Below are 24,144 nucleotides of genomic sequence, written 5' to 3'. Positions count from 1 at the left end.
TTTGATGAGGGAGGGCAGGCGAAAGCCTGTCCTCTACTCTACCCAACTTCCCCATTAAAATCAATGTCGTCTAATCAATTAGCGTCTCTATACCTTGACATTCACCGCCCCTGCTGACCCCGCGCGATTGCTTAGGGCGCGCCAGTAATCCACGAGAGATAACCTTGGCCATAAGCCAACTTCTGTTTGAGGTGTTGCTCACAAATCAACCTGCCATCCAAGCCAAATATTGCAATACCTAAAGAGTAGTATGGGATAGGATGGCCGATACCTTTAGCAAACCAATCCTTAGGTGTTTTCAGTTTGCTATCGGTTACGTTCCGGCTAACCAGAGCCGCAAAGTACTTCCCTGATGGAGCCCAAGCCAATGACATTATTTCCCGTTGCGCATCGACAACACGAGCCACTCGGCTAGTTTTTCTCTCAATAAGGGCCACCTTACGCGATGGTGAAAGGCTTAACTGGCCTGAAGGTGGGTAGATTGCCGCGACCAACCAGCCACCATCCGCACTAACTGCAAAAGGTGTGTCGAGCCGACTCTCTCTTCCCATGATTTCTTGAGGGTTTGAGCTTTTCTGAAGATTCCATTTCCCTCCATATACAGCTCCCTCTGGAGCTGTTCCCAAAACTGAAAGCGGCTGTTTATTGTTCTGAACTAGATTTACTAGACGTCCATACCATTCATAAACCCAGTACTCCTCCGAACCTGTCACTGTCGCACGTATGCGACCTTCGGGAATCTGACACGCCTCATTAGAGTTTGATGCCTGGTCAGCGGTGGCATAGCCGAAGGCAAGAACAGTGGCTATGAGCAGGAAGGAACGGATTACTAATCGCACAAGCATGGGCATCGCTGCATAGCCTCCCAAATAATTTGCCGGCTTTGATTGATGGCTTGGCTGTAGTAGGGGCTGTTGCTACCAAAGAAGTCCTGAATGCCGTGCCAAAGAAGATCCAGGTTGGAAGTCTTGTCAAACCCATGCCATGGCTGGAAACCTCTATGCGCGGGAGAATGGCTGTCTTGTACCGCGTGCAAAGCTCGAGCGAGGTCTTTGACATCGCAGCTGTAACTGAAACGCTTCACGTACGCATTGAAGTCTTGAATCTGGTATTCCCTGTCGGGTGCTCCTCTACTTCCATCAACCATTCCGTGCCAATAGGAGTTTTGCGGAAGCTGTGATCCTGGATAGTCATCCACTTTGGCTGTCTCTTCACCGAGCGCCTTAGCAAGTTTTCTGCACCCAACAATATTCGCTGCAGTAGTAGAGGCTCCCCGATGCAAGCCAGGAGTCCACAACCCCTTTGAGTCTGTAAGGGAAACAGGATTCCCGCCGACATAGCTGTATGTATTAATACCACCTTCGAGCCCGATCGGATCGCTCTGCACATACCTCCCCACCCCCGGATCGTAATCGCGGTAGTAGTTGTAGTGCAGTTGCGTCTCCCGATCGAAGTACTGCCCCGGAAAGCGTAGGTTGATGATCGTCGGCTGCCCGTCGCCGTCCGGGTCCTCCTCGGGCAGCGCCATTCCGAACGGTTCGCTGATCGGTAGATTGCGCCAGACGACGACGTTGGCTTCGTTGGTCGCCACTCTCGGCGTGCCGAGATGATCCGCGTGCAGATAGAGGATCGTCAGCCCGGGGTCGGTGACCGTGATCCTCACCGTGTCCGGGGCGCTGGCGAGTGGGCCGTCCCGGACGATCAACTGCGCGATGTACTGACCGAGCATGTCGGCGGTGAAGGTCGGACGCACGCGGTTGGCGTCGGTGAGGGTGGCAGCGCTTCCCGCCGGCCGGTCGATCAGCGACCAGGCGTGGCTGAGCGTCGCTCCTTCGGGATCCCGCGAAGCGCTGCCGTCGAGGCTGACCCGCTTGCCGCGGGCGACGCTCTGGTCGGGACCGGCGTCGGCCAGCGGGGGGCGATTGAGCGGGAGCAGGACTTCTGCCGAGAACACGCGCTTCACCATGCCCTGGAAACCCGCCGACACCCGCAGCCGCAGCGGCGCGGTCTCGGTCAATACCACGTCGAGGGTGTAGACCCGGTCGCCGGCGACGGCGTCGCCGTTCCGTCCGTCATCGTGTAGGCTGCCGAGCACCGCGACGGCTGCCCCGGCCTCATTGACGCGCTGCAGGTTGACGGTGGCCGGGAGGAGCGTCGGATCGGCAATCACGGCAGTCACGCGGACGGTCGTCGGCACGCCGGCGGCGATCGCGTCCGGCGTGATCTGCACCGATCCGATGCTCGGCGCAGCCGAGGCCGGGAACCCCGCCAGCAACAGACCGGCAAGCGCCAGCACTTTCGCCAACAAGGCGGGCCAGAACGTCGATGACACGGGCACGGTGAGACTCACCGCCGCCGCGGCATCACTGACGCCGATAGGTCGAGCCACCAGAAGGTAGCGAGATGGAGCGGGTTGCGGCGAAAGTCTGACATGATCGTTCTTCCCCTGGTATGCTCTCCTGTGGAATGCGGCCCGCGGCTCCTTGATGAGGAGCATTGGGCCAGCGCTTCGGCAAAGAATCGTGGTCCGTCCCGATTCTCCGTGCTGAAAAGGTGTGGCCGCAGATCTTGTCAGATCTTGTAGTTGGCAAAAAACAAGACCTGACCCCGCCTCCTCCTTGGTCTGTCCCCGGTTGTTCTCCGGTTGTTTCCTTTGATTTTTCAGCTACCGAGGATCGCCAGAGTAGCCGCCGTCTTTGGCGAACAGAACCCACCACGCGGCCTCAGTCGAGTCCTGCTGCACCCCCACCAAGCCCTGAGAGAAGTTCTGGCCAACGTAGTAAGCCGCGTAGGCTGCCGGATCCTTCAACCTTTCAGCGCGATAAGCCGCACGCCGGAACCACTTTACTGCTTCCTCACGATCCCGGGTCACACCCCAGCCGTATGCGTACATTTCACCCAACAGATGCTGGGCACGCGCGTGCCCAACCGTCGCTAGCCATTCAAGCTTTGGTCTTGCGGTCTCATAGTGCCCCCCCTTCATTGCCATAACAGCATTGTCAAAGGTCGAAGAGACAACGGCTATCGCCCCACCAATGAGCAACACGATTGCCGCAATGACCATCACCAGCTTGCGCCTCATTGCGTCACCGTGAGTGTGTTCGCTCCGTTTTCTCGCTGTAGCAAACGGTCAACCCGGTCGTACTGGCGCATGGTTTTTTTGTTCGTCGGATCTGCGGTAATGCACCCCAGGGAAACCGTGCCAGGGTGCAACATGAAGCCGCAACGGTTCACACCGAGCCTACACTTCCAACCAGGAATTGGTGGATCAGGCTCCAAACGCCAGAAGCCTTCGTTACCCTCCCGGTCGTCCTGATTCATCTTGTAGTTCCCGGGCGGAATTGGTCCTTCATCCTTGTTGTCTGCGCAATCGGGGTTGTTGCGGCATTGCCCCGGCACACCCGAGAAGACCCCTAATGGACCAAGCGCCAAAGACCTACCGCCTCTATTCGGCGTACATATCATCGTGTGTGCCGAGATTGAGTACGTGCAAGACGCCAGCCCTTCAGGATCAACATTCGAAACCGGGTTCAGATTTGAGTACGCGTATGTATTAACGTCACCGCCCAGCCCAATCGGATCCGACTGCACATACCTCCCAGTGGAAGGATCGTAATCCCTGAAGAAGTTGTAGTGCAGTTGCGTCTCCCGATCGAAGTACTGCCCCGGAAAGCGCAGGTTGATGATCGTCGGCTGCCCGTCGCCGTCCGGGTCCTCCTCGGGCAGCGCCATCCCGAACGGTTCGCTGATCGGCAGGTTGCGCCAGACGACGACGTTGGCTTCGTTGGTCGCCACTCTCGGCGTGCCGAGATGATCCGCGTGCAGATAGAGGATCGTCAGCCCGGGGTCGGTGACCGTGATCCTCACCGTGTCCGGGGCGCTGGCGAGTGGGCCGTCCCGGACGATCAACTGCGCGATGTACTGACCGGGCATGTCGGCGGTGAAGGTCGGACGCACACTGTTGGCGTCGGTGAGGGTGGCAGCGCTTCCCGCCGGTCGGTCGATCAGCGACCAGGTATGGCTAAGCGTCGCTCCTTCGGGATCCCGCGAAGCGCTGCCGTCGAGGCTGACCCGCTTGCCACGGGCGACGCTCTGGTCGGGACCGGCGTCGGCCAGCGGTGGGCGATTGATCGGGAGCAGGACTTCTGCCGAGAACACGCGCTTCACCATGCCCTGGAAACCCGCCGACACCCGCAGCCGCAGTGGTGCGGTCTCGGTCAATACCACATTGAGGGTGTAGACCTGATCGCCGGCGACGGCGTCGCCGTTCCGTCCGTCATCGTGCAGGCTGCCGAGCACCGCGACGGCTGCCCCGGCCTCATTGACGCGCTGCAGGTTGACAGTGGCCGGGATGAGCGTCGGATCGGCAATCACGGCAGTCACGCGGACGGTCGTCGGGGCACCGGCGGCGATCGCGTCCGGTGTGATCTGCACCGACCCGATGCTCGGCGCTGCCGAAGCCGGGAACCCCGCCAGCAACAGACCGGCAAGCGCCAGCACTTTCGCCAACAAGGCGGGCCAGAACGTCGATGACGCGGGCACGGTGAGACTCACCGCCGCCGCGGCATCACTGACGCCGATAGGTCGAGCCACCAGAAGGTAGCGAGATGAAGCGGGTTGCGGCGAAGGTCTGACATGATCGTTCTTCCCCTTGTATGTTCTCCTGTTGAATGACGGCCCGCGGCTCCTTGATGAGGAGCATTGGGCCAGCGCTTCGGCAAAGAATCGTGGTCCGTCCCGATTCTCTGTGCTGAAAAAGGTGTGGCCGCAGATCTTGTCAGATCTTGTGGTTGGCAAAAAAACAAGATCTGACTCCGACTTGTGACCCCGACTTGCTCGGACCCCGACTTGCTCGACTTGCCTGACCCCGACTTGCCGTGTTGTGACCGTGTAAAGCGTGGCACCAGCGCCGACTTTTACTAGTCTTCACGTTGGCCGTTCTTCGCTGATCCGAAGATCAGCCGACCAACTGCGGCTGCAAAAAAGAACGAGAACGCCAACAAGATTCTTCCTTCGCCATAGCCAGCAGATATGTTCACCACTTGCAGAAGCGCGACTCCAATGCCGTATAGGAATGGCGTCGCAATAAGGGCAAATACAACGATCTTGACGATCATTATCGACCTTGAGTAAAGGTGCGTCGGAAAGTCTCGTTCTTGCAGAACGCCTTACAGCCAACTTCCTGACCAACTGCGGCTGCAAAAAAGAACGAGAACGCCAACAAGATTCTTCCTTCGCCATAGCCAGCAGATATGTTCACCACTTGCAGAAGCGCGACTCCAATGCCGTATAGGAATGGCGTCGCAATAAGGGCAAATACAACGATCTTGACGATCATTATCGACCTTGAGTAAAGGTGCGTCGGAAAGTCTCGTTCTTGCAGAACGCCTTACAGCCAACGTAAGAAGCCCCTGTCTTCCCTGCCGATGTCTTACTCAGTGGCAACGGCGGCCCTGGTGAAACCCATCCGCAAATCATTTCACATGTCTCTTCATCGATCTCAGACTGAGTTCTGCAATCATTTTTAGGAGGCGGGAGCCCGGCTGTGCATTCGCCCGTCGCACACTTATTCGGATCAACTCGGTCGTCCTTTACACAGGCTCCAGGGTTGCCCTCCATAGGTTTGAAGCCACGAGGACACAGACCATCAGGATCGGTAAACATCGTTGGCGCCGCCTTGGCGTAGAGATAAGTATCTGTCCAGAAATAAGTTGTACAAGTTCAAACCGATGGCCGGATGGTGTAGTTCCATTCACCATGAAACTCGGAGCGTTCTATGTGAACTTTATCGAGTTCATCATCAGTCACGTGTATGCCTTTCGCGTAGGTGTTGGTATCCATCTCCGCCTCAATTTTTAGGCCTGCTTGTGTGGTGGTGGCAGCAATCAAATTGACGATGACCTCATGGCTGACCAGAGGCTTTCCTCGCCAATTCATACTGATGTAGCTGAACATCCGATGTTCGATCTTATTCCATTTGCTAGTTCCCGGTGGAAAATGGCAGATCGAGATGCATAGGCCGGTTTGGTCGGCCAGACGCTGTAAAGCGACCTTCCATAACCGTACTCTCGCCCCATTGCTGCCACCACCATCCGCAGTCACCAACAGTTCGGTAGCCCCGGGATAACGAATTCGTCCCATCTTTTCCCACCACCGTCGTAACGTTTCCACCGCAAACTCGGCGGTGTCATGATCGACCCCAACGCTAACCCAACCGGTGTTTGCCGTTGGATCATAGACGCCATAGGGATTCACTTTGCCTAGGGTCTTGTCGATAAAGTCATGAACGCGAACCGGTTCGGGGTTTCCTTTGGGGCGCCACTCTCGGCCTCCATTTTTGAAGTCCCCGACGAGTTCCTTTTTCTTGGTATCGACTGAAACCACAGGCTGTCCCCGTCGTTGGAAATCCTCGACTCGACCGTGAATGTAACGGAATTGAGCATCCCGGTCCGGATGGACGGTGCCTTCCTTGGTCTTTTGATTTCCCTGAAGGCTATAGCCCAACTTATCCAGCAAAACCGCTACGGTCTGACGACCAATCCGGTGGCCTTGTTGTTCAAGGGCCGCCGCCAGTTGACGGGTACTCAGACAGGTCCACCGTAAAGGATTCTCAGGGTCTCCCCGGGTGGTCGGTTCCACCAATCTTTCCAGCGCCGAGAGCAATGTCGGCTCGTGCTCGATCAGCTTCTTGCGTCCACCCCCTGCTTTTCGGACGTGTCTACGAGAACCCGCCGGGTCGTCCTGGGCATGACCGCATTTTTCCGAATACAGCGTCATTCGCGATAGCCCCGTGGCTTTAGCGACGATGCTTTGTCCGCCGTAACCGAGCGCCTCGGCTTCCGCCAACGCCCACACACGACGCCCCCGCTCATCCAAAACCGTGGACACGCGCTCGAACTTCTTACGGATCGTTTCAACTAGCTCGTCATTACTCATGACGAGATCGTCGCCTACTCGTATAAGTTGTACAAGTTATTTCTGGACAGATACTAAGTATTAATGCCCCCCGCCAACCCAATCGGATCCGGCTGCACATACCTCCCCACCCCCGGATCGTAATCGCGGTAGTAGTTGTAGTGCAGTTGCGTCTCCCGATCGAAGTACTGCCCCGGAAAGCGTAGGTTGATGATCGTCGGCTGCCCGTCGCCGTCCGGGTCCTCCTCGGGCAGCGCCATTCCGAACGGTTCGCTGATCGGTAGATTGCGCCAGACGACGACGTTGGCTTCGTTGGTCGCCACTCTCGGCGTGCCGAGATGATCCGCGTGCAGATAGAGGATCGTCAGCCCGGGGTCGGTGACCGTGATCCTCACCGTGTCCGGGGCGCTGGCGAGTGGGCCGTCCCGGACGATCAACTGCGCGATGTACTGACCGAGCATGTCGGCGGTGAAGGTCGGACGCACGCGGTTGGCGTCGGTGAGGGTGGCAGCGCTTCCCGCCGGCCGGTCGATCAGCGACCAGGCGTGGCTGAGCGTCGCTCCTTCGGGATCCCGCGAAGCGCTGCCGTCGAGGCTGACCCGCTTGCCGCGGGCGACGCTCTGGTCGGGACCGGCGTCGGCCAGCGGGGGGCGATTGAGCGGGAGCAGGACTTCTGCCGAGAACACGCGCTTCACCATGCCCTGGAAACCCGCCGACACCCGCAGCCGCAGCGGCGCGGTCTCGGTCAATACCACGTCGAGGGTGTAGACCCGGTCGCCGGCGACGGCGTCGCCGTTCCGTCCGTCATCGTGTAGGCTGCCGAGCACCGCGACGGCTGCCCCGGCCTCATTGACGCGCTGCAGGTTGACGGTGGCCGGGAGGAGCGTCGGATCGGCAATCACGGCAGTCACGCGGACGGTCGTCGGCACGCCGGCGGCGATCGCGTCCGGCGTGATCTGCACCGATCCGATGCTCGGCGCAGCCGAGGCCGGGAACCCCGCCAGCAACAGACCGGCAAGCGCCAGCACTTTCGCCAACAAGGCGGGCCAGAACGTCGATGACGCGGGCACGGTGAGACTCACCGCCGCCGCGGCATCACTGACGCCGATAGGTCGAGCCACCAGAAGGTAGCGAGATGGAGCGGGTTGCGGCGAAGGTCTGACATGATCGTTCTTCCCCTGGTATGCTCTCCTGTTGAATGCGGCCCGCGGCTCCTTGATGAGGAGCATTGGGCCAGCGCTTCGGCAAAGAATTGTGGTCCGTCCCCGATTGACCCCGTTGGCAAAAAACAAGACCTGACCGTTCGCAGTAACAGCAGCAAGTCTAGCGGGTTTAAGTCCCGTCTGGGGAGTTGTCCGTACGCCCCGGTAGCATGAGGAAGCGGCGCCGTGGCGACACGGGGTCGTGAGTTTCCAACAGCAAGAGAGCAGGCCGTAACGCAAGTGAACCTATGAGTAGCCTCGTAAATTATGTGGAGGAGCCGACCCTGTGGTCAGAAGGGGAAGGCCGTTGGATGGGCGCTGGAATAACGGAAGTGGCGTCAATCGACTCCCGGGGTAGCAGGGATGGCATGTTCTTGAAGACTTACTGCCCAGTGCTGGAGGCCCGTCTGCGGAGGTGGGGAGACCACCGACTGCTGCGTATAAGGCAACGAAAGCGCAGCGGCTGCAGGCGGGAGTCGGAGGGGTTCATAGTACCGTCTGAGTTCGTGGGACAACATAACCCCGGACGAGGGAAGGGACCCTACTTTGTTCGTGCAACCGAAGAGCGGAGGATCGAGGGATTGCCATGTCGCTAACCACCCCGGACACGATCAGGACGCTACAGAGGAAGCTGTATGCCAAGGCCAAGCAAGAACCAGCCTATCGCTTTTACGCGCTTTACGACAAGCTCTACCGGGAAGACATCCTCAGTCATGCCTGGCGGCTTGTCCGGTCGAACCGAGGCAGTCCCGGTATGGATGGGATCAGCTTCGAGGCCATCGAGAGCGGAATCGGGGTAGAGACGTTTCTGCGGGACCTGGCCCGTGATCTGAAAGACAAGACCTACCGCGCCCAGCCGGTAAGGCGCGTCATGATTCCCAAAGCGGATGGCAGTCAGCGCCCGCTTGGGATACCGACGCTCCGCGATCGGGTCGCACAAATGGCGGTGAAACTCATCATCGAACCGATCTTTGAAGCCGACTTCTGTGAGCACTCGTACGGATTCCGGCCCAGGAGGTCGGCCCACGATGCCGTGGATGACATCGCCCACACGTTATGGGCCGGCTACACTCAAGTCATAGACGCCGATCTATCAAAGTACTTCGATAGCATTCCGCATGCCAAGCTACTGGCCGTGGTGGCCGAGCGTGTTGTCGATGGGGGGATTCTGCACCTCATCAAGCAATGGCTCAAAGCCCCGGTCATCGGCGAAGACGACAACGGAGTGAAGAAGACCGTAGGTGGTGGAAAAGCCAATCGCAAAGGCACGCCGCAGGGCGGCGTGATCTCCCCGCTCTTGGCCAACTGCTACCTGCATATTCTCGACCGAATATGGCAACGGCAGCACCTGAAGGGCAAGCTATCCGCACATCTCGTGCGTTACGCGGACGACTTTGTCATCCTGTGCCGAAAAGAGGTAGAGGAACCGCTGAAAGTGGTGCGTCATGTCCTGGACCGTCTGGACCTCAGCCTCAACGAGACGAAGACCCACATCGTGGACGCCACCCAAGCAAGCTTCAACTTCCTGGGTTTCACGATTCAGATGAGTCGAGGGGCCAAGACTGGAAAACCGTACCCGAATGTCCGGCCAGCAGACAAATCGCTGAAGAAAATCAAGGCGAGGCTGACGGAACTCACGGGCCGGAAACTGACCCCCATCCCCTTGAGAGATATCGTGGGAAACGTCAACCGCAGCCTGCGAGGCTGGGCAAACTACTTCCACTATCGAAACTCAAGTCTGGCGATGAGCAAAGTCAGATACCACGCGGAAGACCGGTTGCGAACCCATTTGATGAAGCGTCATCAGGTGAAGGACCGAGGAACTGGTTTCCGCCGGTTTCCAAGTGCTCATCTCTACGGGCGCTACGGGCTATACAAAGTTCCTACGAAGGCGGGCTGGAACTCGGCGCATGCCGTGGCGTGAAGAGCATCGGAAAGCCGTGTGCGGGAAAATCGCATGCACGGTTTGATGAGGGAGGGCAGGCGAAAGCCTGTCCTCTACTCTACCCAACTTTTGTGCGTGACCCCAACTTTTGTGCGACTTGGATGTGACCCCGACTTGCCAGAAACAAGACCTGACCCCGCATCCTCTCTCTAATACTGTGTGCTAATACTGTGGTCCTTCCGTCGCTTGTGCCAAAGCCACGGAAGAAGCTTGAACCACTGGAAGTATCCGATGGCGACGAAACCAAGCCACGCGAACAGCACAAGAAACGCGTCAGGCAGATCGAGGCTGTAACCAACCGCATGAAGCACGTAGGCAAGGATATTCAGCAAGCCCGCCCAGAGAAGTCCCGATGGAAAGCTGAGCGCAGACAAGACGAGCAACGCGAGCAAGTGGTGTTCACCGCCTTGCGTCGTCTGCGGCGCGGTACCGCGAACGTCGAATCCAGCGGTTAGCCAGAACACAAGCACGACGATCATCACAATTAGCCATGCAACGCGGATAAGCAGAACCGCAGAAGGACGGGGAATCATTTCAGGCCGCACCTCCTGCGACACGTGGCATTTGCCTCATTGTCGTAGTCCTTGCAATCCTTGCCGACAGTTGGCCACCCATAGTTTGGACGCGGCTTGCTCCACTCATCCAAGAGACATTTCTCGAAGCAAGTATTGTCGTCCTGCGTCTTCTCACACGCGGCTGGGTGGAAATAGTCTTGATTCGGATTGGTTGGTTTTCCTGGTCCATAAAGGAAATTTCCAGGGCTTGAACTCGCCGGTCCTTGCCCACCGCAAGTGAAGCCAACGCCGCGAGGATCAGGATCACGGACACAGCTGTATTGGTGGTAGGAGACGTTTCCCCAAACGTCTGGCCCGTTCCTGAGATCTGGTCCTGGATGACCCCTAAGGGGGCGAATGCACCGATACGTCTCCAGTCCCAGCGGATCGGCGTAGCTCACAGGGTTGCCCTCGACGTAGGCGTACGTGTTAATGCCCCCCTCGAGCCCAATGGGATCGCTCTGCAAATACCTCCCCACCCCCGGATCGTAATCGCGGTAGTGGTTGTAGTGCAACTGCGTCTCCCGATCGAAGTACTGTCCCGGAAAGCGCAGGTTGATGATCGTCGGCTTGAGAACACGCGCTTCACCATGCCCTGGAAACCCGCCGACACCCGCAGCCGCAGTGCTGCGGTCTCGGTCAATACCACGTTGAGGGTGTAGACCTGATCGCCGGCGACGGCGTCACCGTTCCGTCCGTCATCGTGCAGGCTGCCGAGCACCGCGACGGCTGCCCCGGCCTCATTGACACGCTGCAGGTTGACGGTGGCGGGGATGAGCGTCGGATCGGCAATCACGGCCATCACGCGGACGGTCGTCGGGGCACCGGCAGTGATCGCGTCCGGCGTGATCTGCACCGACCCAATGCTCGGGGCAGCCCAGGCTGAGAACACCGGCAGCAACAGGCCGGCAAGCGCCAGCACCCTGGCGAGCCAGGCCCGCCCGGACGCCGATGACGCGGGGGCGGTGAGACTCCCCACCACTGCGGCCTCGACGATACCGATCCGGGCGAGTAGCGGGAAGATACCGAGGCGGAGCAGGCTTTGGCAGTGGCTTGGCATGATCTCTCTCTCCCTGTCCTTTGAATGACGGCCAGCGTGCCAAACAGCGGCGTAGAGCGCAATAAGCGAAGCGTATTGCGCCGGGAGTAGGCGCTATCAACGCGTGTTCCCGCAAGGAATCGTGGTCCGTCCCCGATTCTGCTATCGCATCGGAAAGCAACCTGTAAAAAATAAGGCTGACTTAAAAGAACGACTCGTTTCAGTTTTAGATTCGTTAAAAAAATACTAAGCGTATTATTTCGTTCTTCAAAATGCCAGACACATAATATACCATTAGTAATGTCTCTTAATCAATTGCGGACTCTCAGCAATTCCCGGCCTGATTTAACATGTTGATTTATATTGACAATTAACGCACCAAACCTGTGCATGCAATTTGGGAACTATTTGTAATCAATGGCTTGGGCAACTTATGCCGGGAATTGCTGGCGGACTCTATACGTACCCTCGCTATTTCGCATTCTTTGATTCGACAGAAACACGAATCAGAGGACTGCATAGCAGCCCGAGAATTAGGAACGAAAGCCAATCACCAACAAAGAAAAGAAACACTTTGTGAGTGTGGTACAGCCAATAAACGATGGGTAACCAGAGCGCCAGTACTACAGCATAGAAAACTGAGGCATCTATTTTCAGGGAAGCTCCGCACTGTCCACAAATGACTCTTCGGACAAGAAAATTTGGTAAGTGATTTGCCAACAGATGGCCGCACTCCGGGCACTTATTGATCATATTTACCGCGGCTTACACGCTGCGTCTGAACACTCTTCCCAGCAAACAGTGATTCCCAGAATTTCTCCTATTGTTGCCGATGGTTTGGAACCCGTCAGCCAAGAGATAGTCCCGCCTGTTGCAGGCGCTTCCAGAGATGAGGCCATATATCTTGCTACTGCTTTACCGCCCTTTCCAACGATGCCAAGACCGATCGCGGTTTTCGCTGCAAAGCACATGATGAAGCATGCGTACTTGTTTGGAGGGATATCTGGTTGCAATCCAGCCCGTCGATTGGCGATATCCATATAGACATCCAAGCCTTTGGCGTCCGAGTATTTCAACGGGTTGCCGAGTGTGTAGAGGTAGGTGTTAACGCCCCCCTCGAGCCCAATCGGATCGCTCTGCACATACCTCCCCACCCCCGGATCGTAATCGCGGTAGTAGTTGTAGTGCAACTGCGTCTCCCGATCGAAGTACTGCCCCGGAAAGCGCAGGTTGATGATCGTCGGCTGCCCGTCGCCGTCCGGGTCCTCCTCGGGCAGCGCCATCCCGAACGGTTCGCTGATCGGCAGGTTGCGCCAGACGACGACGTTGGCTTCGTTGGTCGCCACTCTCGGCGTGCCGAGATGATCCGCGTGCAGATAGAGGATCGTCAGCCCGGGGTCGGTGACCGTGATCCTCACCGTGTCCGGGGCGCTGGCGAGTGGGCCGTCACGGACGATCAACTGCGCGATGTACTGACCGGGCACGTCGGCGGTGAAGGTCGGACGCACGCGGTTGGCGTCGGTGAGGGTGGCAGCGCTTCCCGCCGGTCGGTCGATCAGCGACCAGGTATGGCTAAGCGTCGCTCCTTCGGGATCCCGCGAAGCGCTGCCGTCGAGGCTGACCCGCTTGCCACGGGCGACACTCTGGTCGGGACCGGCGTCGGCCAGCGGGGGGCGATTGATCGGGAGCAGGACTTCTGCCGAGAACACGCGCTTCACCATGCCCTGGAAACCCGCCGATACCCGCAGCCGCAGCGGCGAGGTCTCGGTCAATACCACGTCGAGGGTGTAGACCTGATCGCCGGCGACGGCGTCGCCGTTCCGTCCGTCATCGTGCAGGCTGCCGAGCACCGCGACGGCTGCCCCGGCCTCATTGACGCGCTGCAGGTTGACAGTGGCCGGGATGAGCGTCGGATCGGCAATCACGGCAGTCACGCGGACGGTCGTCGGGGCACCGGCAGTGATCGCGTCCGGCGTGATCTGCACCGACCCGATGCTCGGAGCAGCCGAGGCCGGAAATCCCGCCAGCAACAGGCCGGCAAGCGCCAGCACTTTCGCCAACAAGGCGGGCCAGAATGTCGATGACGCGGGCACGGTGAGACTCACCGCCGCCGCGGCATCATTGACGCCGATAGGTCGAGCCACCAGAAGGTTGCGAGATGAAGCGGGTTGCGGCGAAGGTCTGACATGATCGTTCTTCTCCTGGTATGCTCTCCTGTTGAATGACGGCCCGCGGCTCCTTGATGAGGAGCATTGGGCCAGCGCTTCGGCAAAGAATCGTGGTCCGTCCCAATTCTCTGTGCTGAAAAAGGTGTGGCCGCAGATCTTGTCAGCTCTTGTGGATGGCAAAAAACAAGACCTGACCCCACCTTTTGACCCCACCTTTGCCCTGACCCCACCTTTGCCCGCCTGCTCGCTCATTGCACCGCGCGAGCACCCGCCAAACCCACCGGTATACAGATTTCCGGCGCTGCCATACATGCGCCGATTAGCAAAGTGAGGATGGCGATCCTTCCGGCTAGGACGGGATCGATGTCGACCGTAAAACGCGAATCACTCGATCGTTGGCGATTCGGGCATTCGTCTGGCCTCGGTTGGCAGTTCTCTTGATACTCCCTGAGCGCTGTGTCCAAGTCAGCAAAGAGCTCTTCTATGATTTCCTGGTGGCCGCGAACGCTTTCTTTTCGCTTTCCACCCGGTTTTTCATAAGGCAAATTCTTTCTGTCCTCTTGTAGGTCTATCCATCGTTTGTAAATGTCCGCCTTGATATCTGTGATCTTCTTAAGGAGACTTTGACAACGTTGTCCGTTTGGATCATGCTTAGGCGGTTTCAAACCAAACGGGTCAGTCAACCCCGCTGGGTTCCCATATACGTAGCGATAGAAGTTATTTCCTCCTTGCAGACCAATTGGATCTTCAGCCAAGAATCTCTTGATGCCCGGCTCGTAATACCTCGCCCGATAAAAATACATCCCCGTCCCATCATTCTCCCTCCCCGTATACTGCGTCGAGTTCCCGCTATCCTCCCCACTCCGCACCGTCTCCCCATACGGGCTATACCCATACGCCGTCGCAATGCTCTGATCCGCCCGCGTTTCGGCCACGACGCTCCCCAGCGCATCGGTCAGCAGCGTCCTGTCCCCACTCGCCGCAAAACGCCCGATCGCTTCGTCGATCGCCAGCCCGGTGAGCAGCGCCGCCTCGTTGGCGCCGAACTCGGCGAGCGCCTGCACGCCGTCGTAGAGATAACCGGTGCTCAGCCCATTGACCACCCGCTGCACCCGTCGCCCCAATGCGTCGTACCGGAAGCTGGCGGCCAGCCCCGGCCCGGCAATCGCGATCAGCCGGTCGCGCGCGTCCCAGGTGTAGGTCGTCGTCCCGCCCGGACACGCCTTGCTCGCCAGGTTGCCGTTGGCGTCGTAGGCCAGCGTGCAGGTCTGCCCGGTGGCCGGGAAGGTGATGCTGGTCATGCGGTTGGCTTCGTCGTAGGTGCCCTGCATCGGCGTCTCGACGTTGGTCGGCAGGTTCATCGTGCGCGCGACGCGGCGGCCGTTCGGGTCGTAGGCGTAGGCGATCGAATCGATCAGCGTGCCGTCGGACTTGCGGAAGCGGATCTCGACGAGTCGGCTGGCCTTGTCGTAGGCGTACTCCTGGCGGATGCCGTTGGGCAGGACCTTGGCGGTCAGGCGTGAGGCGGCGTCCCACTCGTAGCCCACCGTCTTGCCGCGATAGCCGATCGTCGTCAGGCGCGAGGCGAGGTCGTACGTGTAGGTCGTCGGGTCGATGCCGTTCACCGTCCGCCGGATTCGCCGGTCGAGGCCGTCGTACTGATACTCGACGGTGTTGACCAGGCCGTCGACATCGGTCGTTTCGCGCACGACGCGATCGAGTTCGTCGTAGTCGAAGGCGATCGTGCCCACGCCGTCGCGGATGCGAACGACGCGGCCGGCGGCGTCGTAGTCGCGACTCTCCGTACCGCCACCGGCGTAGGTGATGCTCGTGACGCGGTTCTGCCGGTCGTATTCGAGGCTCGCGCGCTGCCCCTTGCGGTCGGTGGCGGCGAGCAGGCGGCTGGCGGAGTCGTAGTCGTAGGTCTCGAGGCCGCCCTTGGCGTCGCTGCGGCGCGTCAGGCGGTGCATGTCGTCGCTGACATAGGACTCGACGGCACGGCCGAGTGGATCGATCACCACCGTCGGGTCGCGCTTGGCGTCGTAACTGAAACTGGTGACGCCGGAGTTGGCGTCGGTGATCCGGGTCACCTGGTCGGCGCGGTTGTATTCGCTGAAGGTGCTGGCGCCGACCGCGTCGGTCACCCGCTGCAGGCGGCCGACCAGATCGCGCTGGAACTCGACCGAATTGCCGAGCGCGTCGGTCACCGCCGCGAGATCGGCCGCCGGGCTGTAGGCGAGCGTGGTGACGTTGCCGAGCGGGTCGGTCACTTTCCGCACCAGCCCCCTGGCGCCGCCGGCGTCGGTGTAGCTGTACTGGGTGACGTTGCCGAGCGGGTCGATGGCGCGCAGCAGCTTGCCGCCGCTCGCCTCCGAGTCCTCGTACTCGAAGCGGTAGGTGGCCGCGGTGCCGTCCGCCAGCCCGCGCGTGATGCTCGTCACCTTGTTCCAGATCGGATGGTAAGACAGGGTGGTGGTGCGTCCGGCGGCGTCAACGATCTGCGTGATGTTGCTGTTGCCGTCGTAGGCGTACTGCGTGACGCGCCCGAGCGGATCGGTGATCCTGGTGATGCGGTTGCGCGCATCCCGCTCGAATTGCGTGCGCTGACCGTCGCCGTCGATCAGCTCGATACCGAGTCGCGATGCATTGAAGCGGACCGTATAGCCGCGGCCGCTGGCGTCATAGACGCGGGTGGCGACGACTTCGCCACCGAAGAACTGCCAACCGGCCGAGCGGTTTTCGAGCGAGTCTTCATTGGGAACGCCGGCGCCGGTACAGACCGGCAGCGATGTCCCGCGCAGCGCGCAAGTTCCGTTCAACTCGTAGGCGAAGCGCAGATCCCAGTTGGCCGAGTGCTGGCGGACCAGGCGCATGCCTTCGCTGTAGTCGAACGTCAGCGGCTGCGTCGTCCCCGACCGGGAGATCGAGCCAATGTAGAACGGCCCGTCGGAGCGATTCGGATACGATGACACCACGGGTATCGTTCCCGAACCACCACTACTGCCGCTGGCCATGGTACCCGTATAGACGGTTTTGGGTTCGGGCGGCTTGATGTAGCCGTAGCTGGTGACCCCGCCATCCGGCCCGGTCACCGTCGACAAGCGGCCGTCGGCGTTGTAGGCGTAGCGCACCTCGCGCCCGGTGGCGTCGCGCACCACCTGAATCAGTTCGCCGACCGGTGCCCCGCCGGGGCCCACGGCGAATCCGCTGGCGACGCCGATCGAGACCGCCCTGCCCGGCGCGGTGATCGTCGTCGGCCGTCCAGAGTCATTGCGCTCGATGCGCAGCACGTTGCCGTTGGCGTCGCGTTGCTCGACGAGCCAGCTCACGAAACCGATCTGCCGGAAGCGCCAGGTGCGGCCATCCTTGAACTTGAGCTGCCAGCCGTCGCCGGAGATCAGCTTGGCACCGCCGAAGCGCAGGTCGTTCGGCGCCTCGTAGGTGCCGGACCCACTGGGAGTGAAAGTGACGCCGCGAGCGTTTCCGGGAAGCACCAGCCGGACTTCGCCGGTAGCCGGATCGGTGTAAACGATCCAGTCGTAGCTGAACATCCAGCCATTGCCGAGGCTCGACGACAATGCTGCGCTCCTGACGAAGGCGTTCCAGGGGAAGTAGCTGCGACCGATGGTGATCGGCATCACGCCGTCGATGACCATATCCACCTCGCTGGAGAGTTCCATCCCGAGTGCCAGCGTTACCGGCTTGCCGGCCTTGCCGGGCGGCCCGTTGACCTCGCAATCCGGGCACGGCGGACTCGGGATGTCCCAGTTGCGCGTGAAGCACGATAAGCCGCAGACGCCGCAGAAGCGGTCGATTCCCGAACCCGGATCGGCGCTGATCGTCTTGCCGTCGGCAGAAACGGTTCCCGTGCCGGCCTTGCGCCAGCCACCTTCGCCGGCCAGCGGCGTGCCGTAGTAGTACCAGTGATCGGCCTTCTCACCCGGACTGAGGCCCATGTCGTTGGGCGCGGTGACGAACACCGCCGACGGCCCGCTGCCGGAATTGAGCGGCACGCCACCCATCGGCGTTCCGAAGGAGATCCGGTAGTAGCTGCGGGCGCCGTTCGGCGCGGCTTCGGTCGGCAGCTTGTCGGGAGCGACGCGCTCGACGGCCATGCGCGACTTGATGACACCATCCCAACCCTGAATCGCGACGCCGGCCGGCACGCGCACCGACAGCCCCGGCGTCTCCGGGTTGGTGAACACCTGATCCTCGCTGTGGTTGGCGATCAGCGGCCTGAACAGGTCGTCGCGCGGCGGCGGCTGCACCACCCAGTCGGACAGCGGCGTGATCTTGCCGGCTTCGAGAACGAGCGTGTAGGGCCAGATCGGGAAGCCGGGATTGGCCGGCGTGGCGTCGATGCGCAGCGTGATTTTCGCGGCCGGCAGACCGGCGAGCAGGAAGTTGCCGCCGGCGTCGCTGGTGGTCAAGGCCAGACTCGTGCCGCCGGCCGCGGCGTCCTCGGCGCGGACGATGATGCCGGCGATGCCGCGACCCTGCGTGTCGACGAAACGTCCTGCCACGCCGCTGGCCGCGCCAAGGCCCGTCACCTTGATCTTGAAAGCGCCGCTTTTCGTTTGCGTCGCGCCATCGATGGTGGCGACGCCGTCGATACGCGCGTTGTAGGTGCCGGCGGCGAGCGTCGCCGGCACGGCCAGCGACAGGCTCGCGGTCTTGCCGGCGCCCAGCGACGGGCTGGAGAAGTTCGCGGTGACCCCGGCCGGAAGCCCGGCGACCGACAATTGCGCGAGACCCGTGAATGGCTTCACACCGGTGCTGGCCAACTGCACCATCAGCGACGCGGCGCCGCCCGGCGCCGTGATCAGTTCGGCCGGGCTGGCGACAATCTGGAAATCCTGTTCGTGCCTGACGGTGAAGGTCGGCCCGCTCGCCGTTCCGCGCGCGGTCGTCACCGTCACCGCACCGCTCTGCGCGGCCAGGGAGACCGTCGCCGTCAGCCGGTTGGCGTCGGCGCTCACCACCCCGGCCGTGACGCCGCCGATCCTGACCTGGTTGCCACCGGCGGTGGGGACGAAACCGGCGCCATCGATGGTCACCAGCGTTCCCGGCGGACCCTCGGCAGGCGAGATGCCGCTGATCGCGAGTCTGCTGCCGACGGTCACGTCGATCGCGTTCGAGAAGCCAGCGACCGGATCGACGACGCTGACCGGAACGGTTCCGGGCGCGGTCAACAGCGCCGCGGGAACCAGCGCCGTCAGGTTCACCGAGCTGCCGAAGGTCGTCGCCAGCGTGCTGGCGCCGAAGCGCACCTTGGACGCCGGCGTGAAATTGGCGCCGCCGAGAGCGAGGGTTTCCGCCTTGCCGACTTCCAGCACCGAGGGCGTGACGGCGCTGAGGATCGGCGTCGCCGGCCCGACGGTAAACAGACGGCTGTTGGAATCGCCGCCAGCGGACGCCGGGTTGCGCACCAGCACGGGGAAAGATCCGGGCGAAGCGAGCAGCGCGGCCGGCACGTCGGCGGAGAGTTTCGTGGCATGGATGAAACGCGTAGCGAGCGGCGTCGTTCCGAAGACGACGCTGGCCGCCGGGTCGAAGCGCAGGCCTTCGACCGCAAGGACCAGCGGACCCGAGCCGGCGACGGCCGTGTTCGGCTGGAGGCGGGTCAGCGCCGGCTTGAGCGAATCCGGAGAACCGGCGCGCACCAGCACGCGGCGTGGCGCGCTGCGGGCGCCGCGCTGATCGGTGACGACGAGTTCGATCACGTAATCGCCGGCAAGGTCGGCGACAAAGGAAGTCAGCGGTGGACTGGGGAAGACCTGGATCGCCGGCGACAGCGCCGCCGTACTGCCGTGCGGAACGGCGATGAAGCTCCAGGCGTACTGGACAATGCCGTCGCCCGGGTCGGGGTCGAAGCTGGCCGAACCGTCGAGGTCGACGCGACTTCCCGGCATGACGCTCTGATCCAGCCCCGGAACGGCGGTCGGCGGCGTGTTGGTCGCATACGCGGTGACGACGATCTCGTCGGGAACTCCGGTGGCGCTGCCGTCGGTCACCGTCAGGCGCAGCACGTAGCGGCCGCCCAGGTCGGCGAGGAAGCCCGGTGTGACGGAAGTCGGGTCGTCGAGCGCGGCCGTGCTCGACGCCGGTTTGTCGACGAGTTCCCAGGCGTAGCCGATCGGGGCGCCCTCGGGGTCGCGGCTGCCGCGCCCGTCGAGACGTACCGACGCGCCGGCGGGAACGTGCTGGTCGGGCCCGGCATCGGCGGTCGGCGGCGCATTGGTCGCGCTGGCGTGGATGCGGACGAAGGCCGGCGGGCTGTCGGCCTTGCCGTCGTTGACGACCAGCTTGAGCCGGTAATCGCCGGCCTCGTCGGCGAAAAACAGCGGCCGCGCGCGGTCGACGCCGACGAGTGCGCTGCTGCTGCCGGCCGGGCGTTCCTCGAGCGTCCACAGATACGCCAGGCGGTCGCCGTCCGGATCGCTGCTGAGGCGTCCGTCGACTTCGACGTCGCTGCCGGCGGCGACGTCGCGGTCGCGTCCGGCATCGGCCACCGGCGGACGATTGATGTTGAGCAACATTTCGGCCGAGAACAGGCGCTTCAACAGGCCCTTGAAGCCCGCCGACACGCGCAGCCGCACCGCCACCGTTTCGGTGAACACGGCGTCGAGCGTGTAGACGTGATCGCCGGCGACGGCGTCGCCATTCGCTCCGTCGTCGTGCAGCGCGCCGAGCACCGCGACCGCTGCGCCGGCGTCGTTCAGGCGCTGCAGGTTGACGGTAGAGGGAATGACGCCCGGATCGTCGATCACGGCGGTCACGCGAACGGTCGTCGCCACGCCCGAGGCGATGCTCGTCGGCGTGAGCTGCACCGTACCGATGCTCGGCGCGGCCCAGGCGGCGGACGGCGCCAGCAGCAGGCCGGCCAACAACGACAGAGCCAGCAGGGTCGCGAGGCGAGTGGTGAAAAGAACGCGCGCGAGCGCCGATGACGCCATCGCGGCCAGACGGCCGCACTCGTGGATGCTCATGCCTGCTCCCCGCACTCTTCCTGCTGTCACACCAGCGCGGAACCCGCGAAACGTCGCCGCGCCAGCAGGCCGGCCAGCGCGATGGCCGTCAGTGCGGCGGTCGCCGGCTCCGGCACGGGCAGTGCCTTCGGGGTGAACGAAAGGTCGTCGAGCACGAACGAACCGCCGCCGGCATCGCCGCTGATCGTGAGCTTCGAGATCCCCGACGCGGACGCGAGTTCCAGGAATTCATTGGGCGAAGAGCCCGGATCTCCCGAAAGCGCCGCATTGGTCGAAAACGCCGACAGGGTGCTACCGAGGAAAGCGTCGAAGGCATCCCAGGCGGTCAACGTCAGTGGCGCGGCATAGGTGAAGAAAGCGCTCACCTGCGTGACGGGGCTCGAAAACAGCAAGGTCATCGGGCCGCCCTCGTCGGAGGCGACGAAGTTGCCAGAATGCGGCGGAAAGTCCGCCTCGTTGAGCGAGAACCCGGCTTTGCGGGCGGTGGCGTTCGAGAAGGTGACGCCCGCGAACTGGTTGGTCACCGCCGCCTCGTCGGTCAGCGTTTCGAAGTCGATGCTGAGCGCCAAGGCGTTGGTGCTGGCGAAGGCGGCGGCGCAGAGGAATGCCGCTGCGTTGAGTGCGATGCGATTTTTCATGGTGTAGGTTCCGGTGGTGATGTGCTTACTGCAGGAGGGCCGCGAGTTTGAGCTGCGCCGGTTCGACTTCGAACTGGTTGCCGGCGACCGTGTGCAAGGTCGCCTTCTCGCCCTGTCCGAGCGTGCTCGTCAGCGTCACTTTTTCGACCCGCTCGCCTTGGGCAAAACGCGAGAGCGCGTCGCCGACAGCCGCGACGACCGTGAACGATGTCTGGGCAGAGAGGACGTTATTGCCGAATGGGATATCAAGCGACACACTGGTCGTGGAGTTGGCGAGAGACCCGGCCGTTGGCGGACTGTCGACCGAGATCGGCGCGCCGTATTGCGGAGTGACGCTGACCTTCACTGTGCTGCCGACCGGGATGCCTGATGTGGCGAGGGCGATGGTCACAGGGTTGGCCGTTGCTGCCGGCACCGTCACGTCGCCGAAGCCGGTTGGGTTCGCCGGCACCGGAATGCCGGCCACTGTGGCAAAGTGCAGTACGGGCTGGCCGGCGACGAACAGAGGTGCCGGGGTACCGAAGGTGAGTGCGGAGTTGAAGTCGCCAATGCCCACGAAATTCTCTGCTTCCAGTCGAACACGGCCTTGACCGCCTTTCCCCAAAACGCTGGTGGTATTTATCCTTCCCGTTCCGCCATCAACATTGATGGCTCCCCGGCCTGTGATCGTCGTAGCAACGATTCGGATTGCCCCCCCGCTTCCAGCGCCACCAAAGGCAGTGCCGGCTGAGCGTCCCGCGCTGCCGCCTTTGGCGCTTATCACCCCCGAAAGCGTAACGGTGCCCGTCGCAGCAAGTAACAATGCGCCTCCGCCCCCGCCACCCCCCTCACCTTGAGATGAGCTTCCTCTCCCTCCGCCCCCACCACCGGAGCCACCAATCAAGGGCACTAGAAACTTTGACCCATAAATTTCCCCCCCGGTACCGCCGCTGGTTGTATAGCTGAGTGTCACCTCTACGGGGCTATTGCCGCTCGTCGCGTAGCCAGCTCCGCCTCCTTGTCCAGGTACAATGCCACCCGCCCAGATGGCTAATTCTCCACCCGCGCCACCACCGCCAGGACCCAAGCCGTTGCCACCGCGAGCACTACTTGTTGTTGGAAGCCCTCCGAATCCACCATCGAACCCTCCCGGCCCGCCTTTTCCTGGTAACCCGTCATCCAGTGGATTGTCGTTGGCAGTACCAGGACCGGAGACTGGCGCGATCTCTCCATCCAAGTTGATCGTCCCCACGATCACCGCATCCCCGGCTACGAGAATCGTCACTGGTGTGTTTGCGGAGTTTCTCTTGAAGCGGACGGTCACACCGAGCGGTATATTGACGCTCCGATAGTTCAGTATCCCATTCGGCGGCAACACGACTTCCGTGTTCACCGGCGGGTTGAAATCGCCATCCACACCCGTGCTGCCACTATCGAATGCCAAAGCCGTGCAAGGCAGCAGTGCGACCGCGAGTGCGATACCCGCAAAATCAATGATCCTCCGTTTCATTTCACCTTCTCCTCTCGAATATGCCGAGCTTCGTCATTCACGCTGCACACCCACGTCTGGCGCGACGATCGGGCCGATCAGGCTGCCTCCTCCGCCCGGCACCTCGGGCCGAAAGACTCCCACGTTGGGTGCCGCAAACGGTCCTGCCACACTCGTCCCACCACCCACAGCTTCGGGCCGGAAGACTCCCACATTGGGCGCGGTGAAGGGTCCGATCGGACTCGTTCCACCGCCCGCCGCCTCAACCCGGAAGATCCCCACCAACGGCGCGTAGGCGGCGCTCTCGCCGGTGAACGGGGCAGAAACATAAATGCCGACCGCCGTCGGCGCCAGCGTTGGCGAGCCAATGTTCAACGCCGTAACACCCGAGGCAATCCCCGAAACACTGAACACCGCGCTGGTCTGGCCAGGCGACAGGGTGATGCTGGCGGTCGAAACCGACGCGACGGCGGTGTTGCCGATCGCCAGCGACAGGCTGTGCGCGACGCTGTCGGGGTTCGACAGTGTCAACGTCACCTCCTGCGTCTGCCCGGCCTGCAGCGTCACCGCCGACGGCGCGAAGCTCAATGCCGGCAGTTGCGGCGCGATCAGCAGCGAGAAGATCGTGTGGCCGGTCGAGGTGGACACGGTGAACACCCGCGCACCGAGCGTTGCCGCGGCGGACGCGCTCAAGGTGAAGCTGACGCCGGTCGCCGCGGCCGTCAGGGAACTGATGTCGAGTTCGGGGTCGGAAGTGGCGACGCGTGCGCCGGACAGCCGGCTGCCGGTGAGGGCGATGCGCACCGACTGACCACGACGCACGCTGGCGGGCAGAACCGTGCTGACCACCGGCGGGCCCGCTTCAAGCGAGCGGCGCACTTCAAGGATATTGCCGACGCCATCGTAGACGTATTCGGTCACCGTGCCGGGAGAGTCGATGTGGCGGACGAGGCGGCCAAGCGCGTCGTAGTCGAAGCGCTCGGTGCCCGCAATCCCGGTCGCCGCCCACAGCAGCATGGCAGCCACCCTCATCCAGCCGACAATCCGCAAGGCGCCCTCCCCTTGTCTCTATCGTCGCCCCGCCGACGCCGCGCGAGGCTTGATGCACTGTGTTGTGACGGATACCGAAAGAACTCCCTTCCTTATCGGCATTGGGGGTACCATAGCGCCAAACCACCAACAGATCAAGCGTTTTCAGGAGGGTGCGAATGAAAGCGTTGGTCGAA

At 61.7% G+C, this 24,144-nt stretch carries 17 protein-coding genes; 1 reads left to right on the top strand and 16 read right to left on the bottom strand.

All coding sequences use genetic code 11. From position 1 onward, the window contains the following. Positions 1-131: 131 nt before the first annotated feature. From V5B59_RS23895 to V5B59_RS23855, 8 genes are all read right to left on the bottom strand, one after another. Positions 132-851, bottom strand: a complete 720-nt coding sequence (locus tag V5B59_RS23895) for a hypothetical protein (protein WP_332352414.1) — start codon at positions 849-851, stop codon at positions 132-134. Then, positions 830-2,497: an RHS repeat-associated core domain-containing protein gene (locus tag V5B59_RS26430; protein WP_408612960.1), complete on the bottom strand. Its 1,668-nt coding sequence runs from the start codon at positions 2,495-2,497 to the stop codon at positions 830-832. Before V5B59_RS26430 ends, V5B59_RS23895 begins: the two co-directional genes overlap by 22 nt. A gap of 168 nt (positions 2,498-2,665) precedes the next feature. Next, entirely contained in the window at positions 2,666-3,082 is a 417-nt protein-coding gene (locus V5B59_RS23880) for a tetratricopeptide repeat protein (protein WP_332352413.1), read from the bottom strand. Then, the gene (locus tag V5B59_RS23875; RefSeq protein WP_332352412.1) at positions 3,079-4,593 is read right to left on the bottom strand and encodes an RHS repeat-associated core domain-containing protein; all 1,515 of its coding nucleotides are present in this window, start codon (positions 4,591-4,593) and stop codon (positions 3,079-3,081) included. Before V5B59_RS23875 ends, V5B59_RS23880 begins: the two co-directional genes overlap by 4 nt. 326 nt (positions 4,594-4,919) lie before the next feature. Further along, positions 4,920-5,117 carry a hypothetical protein gene (locus tag V5B59_RS23870; protein ID WP_332352411.1) on the bottom strand — a complete coding sequence of 66 codons (198 nt, stop codon included), beginning with the start codon at positions 5,115-5,117 and terminating at the stop codon, positions 4,920-4,922. Then, positions 5,117-5,338, bottom strand: coding sequence for a hypothetical protein (locus V5B59_RS23865; RefSeq protein WP_332352410.1), 222 nt, complete (start codon positions 5,336-5,338; stop codon positions 5,117-5,119). The genes V5B59_RS23870 and V5B59_RS23865 overlap by 1 nt, the downstream gene beginning before the upstream one ends. A 383-nt stretch (positions 5,339-5,721) precedes the next feature. Then, positions 5,722-6,936 (bottom strand): ISAzo13 family transposase, encoded by a 1,215-nt coding sequence (locus V5B59_RS23860; RefSeq protein WP_332351424.1) that lies wholly within the window; start codon positions 6,934-6,936, stop codon positions 5,722-5,724. A 53-nt stretch (positions 6,937-6,989) separates the two neighbouring features. Next, positions 6,990-8,036 (bottom strand): RHS repeat-associated core domain-containing protein, encoded by a 1,047-nt coding sequence (locus tag V5B59_RS23855; protein WP_332352409.1) that lies wholly within the window; start codon positions 8,034-8,036, stop codon positions 6,990-6,992. Positions 8,037-8,703: 667 nt separating this feature from the next. Between V5B59_RS23855 and ltrA the strand changes: the two genes are divergently transcribed. After that, positions 8,704-10,041: a group II intron reverse transcriptase/maturase gene (gene ltrA, locus V5B59_RS23850; protein WP_332351545.1), complete on the top strand. Its 1,338-nt coding sequence runs from the start codon at positions 8,704-8,706 to the stop codon at positions 10,039-10,041. A 170-nt stretch (positions 10,042-10,211) separates the two neighbouring features. Here the strand turns inward: ltrA and V5B59_RS23845 are convergent, their stop codons facing one another. From V5B59_RS23845 to V5B59_RS23810, 8 genes are all read right to left on the bottom strand, one after another. Beyond that, positions 10,212-10,595, bottom strand: a complete 384-nt coding sequence (locus V5B59_RS23845; protein WP_332352408.1) for a hypothetical protein — start codon at positions 10,593-10,595, stop codon at positions 10,212-10,214. Then, positions 10,592-11,131, bottom strand: a complete 540-nt coding sequence (locus V5B59_RS23840; protein ID WP_332352407.1) for an RHS repeat-associated core domain-containing protein — start codon at positions 11,129-11,131, stop codon at positions 10,592-10,594. Before V5B59_RS23840 ends, V5B59_RS23845 begins: the two co-directional genes overlap by 4 nt. Next, the gene (locus V5B59_RS23835) at positions 11,014-11,676 is read right to left on the bottom strand and encodes a choice-of-anchor X domain-containing protein (protein WP_332352406.1); all 663 of its coding nucleotides are present in this window, start codon (positions 11,674-11,676) and stop codon (positions 11,014-11,016) included. Before V5B59_RS23835 ends, V5B59_RS23840 begins: the two co-directional genes overlap by 118 nt. A gap of 734 nt (positions 11,677-12,410) precedes the next feature. Continuing rightward, on the bottom strand, positions 12,411-13,799 hold the full coding sequence (locus V5B59_RS23830) for an RHS repeat-associated core domain-containing protein (protein WP_332352405.1): 1,389 nt from the start codon (positions 13,797-13,799) through the stop codon (positions 12,411-12,413). Positions 13,800-14,071: 272 nt separating this feature from the next. Next, the gene (locus V5B59_RS23825; protein WP_332352404.1) at positions 14,072-20,812 is read right to left on the bottom strand and encodes a PKD domain-containing protein; all 6,741 of its coding nucleotides are present in this window, start codon (positions 20,810-20,812) and stop codon (positions 14,072-14,074) included. Between the two features lie 26 nt (positions 20,813-20,838). Beyond that, positions 20,839-21,450, bottom strand: a complete 612-nt coding sequence (locus tag V5B59_RS23820; RefSeq protein ID WP_332352403.1) for a PEP-CTERM sorting domain-containing protein — start codon at positions 21,448-21,450, stop codon at positions 20,839-20,841. Between the two features lie 25 nt (positions 21,451-21,475). Continuing rightward, positions 21,476-22,006, bottom strand: a complete 531-nt coding sequence (locus V5B59_RS23815; RefSeq protein ID WP_332352402.1) for a hypothetical protein — start codon at positions 22,004-22,006, stop codon at positions 21,476-21,478. A gap of 966 nt (positions 22,007-22,972) precedes the next feature. Then, the gene (locus tag V5B59_RS23810) at positions 22,973-23,935 is read right to left on the bottom strand and encodes a hypothetical protein (RefSeq protein ID WP_332352401.1); all 963 of its coding nucleotides are present in this window, start codon (positions 23,933-23,935) and stop codon (positions 22,973-22,975) included. Between the last annotated feature and the right edge of the window lie 209 nt (positions 23,936-24,144).

Source organism: Candidatus Accumulibacter contiguus, from assembly GCF_036625285.1.
Taxonomy (GTDB): Bacteria; Pseudomonadota; Gammaproteobacteria; order Burkholderiales; family Rhodocyclaceae; genus Accumulibacter; species Accumulibacter contiguus.
This window is presented reverse-complemented; position numbering and strand designations above follow the sequence as displayed.

Coding starts and splice junctions, on each gene's coding strand:
- V5B59_RS23860 (WP_332351424.1), bottom strand. CDS start 6,936: ATGAGTAATGACGAGCTAGTTGAAACGATCCGTAAGAAGTTCGAGCGC.
- V5B59_RS26430 (WP_408612960.1), bottom strand. CDS start 2,497: ATGCTCCTCATCAAGGAGCCGCGGGCCGCATTCCACAGGAGAGCATAC.
- V5B59_RS23895 (WP_332352414.1), bottom strand. CDS start 851: ATGCCCATGCTTGTGCGATTAGTAATCCGTTCCTTCCTGCTCATAGCC.
- V5B59_RS23835 (WP_332352406.1), bottom strand. CDS start 11,676: ATGCCAAGCCACTGCCAAAGCCTGCTCCGCCTCGGTATCTTCCCGCTA.
- V5B59_RS23865 (WP_332352410.1), bottom strand. CDS start 5,338: ATGATCGTCAAGATCGTTGTATTTGCCCTTATTGCGACGCCATTCCTA.
- V5B59_RS23820 (WP_332352403.1), bottom strand. CDS start 21,450: ATGAAAAATCGCATCGCACTCAACGCAGCGGCATTCCTCTGCGCCGCC.
- V5B59_RS23845 (WP_332352408.1), bottom strand. CDS start 10,595: ATGATTCCCCGTCCTTCTGCGGTTCTGCTTATCCGCGTTGCATGGCTA.
- V5B59_RS23825 (WP_332352404.1), bottom strand. CDS start 20,812: ATGAGCATCCACGAGTGCGGCCGTCTGGCCGCGATGGCGTCATCGGCG.
- V5B59_RS23880 (WP_332352413.1), bottom strand. CDS start 3,082: ATGAGGCGCAAGCTGGTGATGGTCATTGCGGCAATCGTGTTGCTCATT.
- V5B59_RS23870 (WP_332352411.1), bottom strand. CDS start 5,117: ATGATCGTCAAGATCGTTGTATTTGCCCTTATTGCGACGCCATTCCTA.
- V5B59_RS23810 (WP_332352401.1), bottom strand. CDS start 23,935: ATGCTGCTGTGGGCGGCGACCGGGATTGCGGGCACCGAGCGCTTCGAC.
- ltrA (WP_332351545.1), top strand. CDS start 8,704: ATGTCGCTAACCACCCCGGACACGATCAGGACGCTACAGAGGAAGCTG.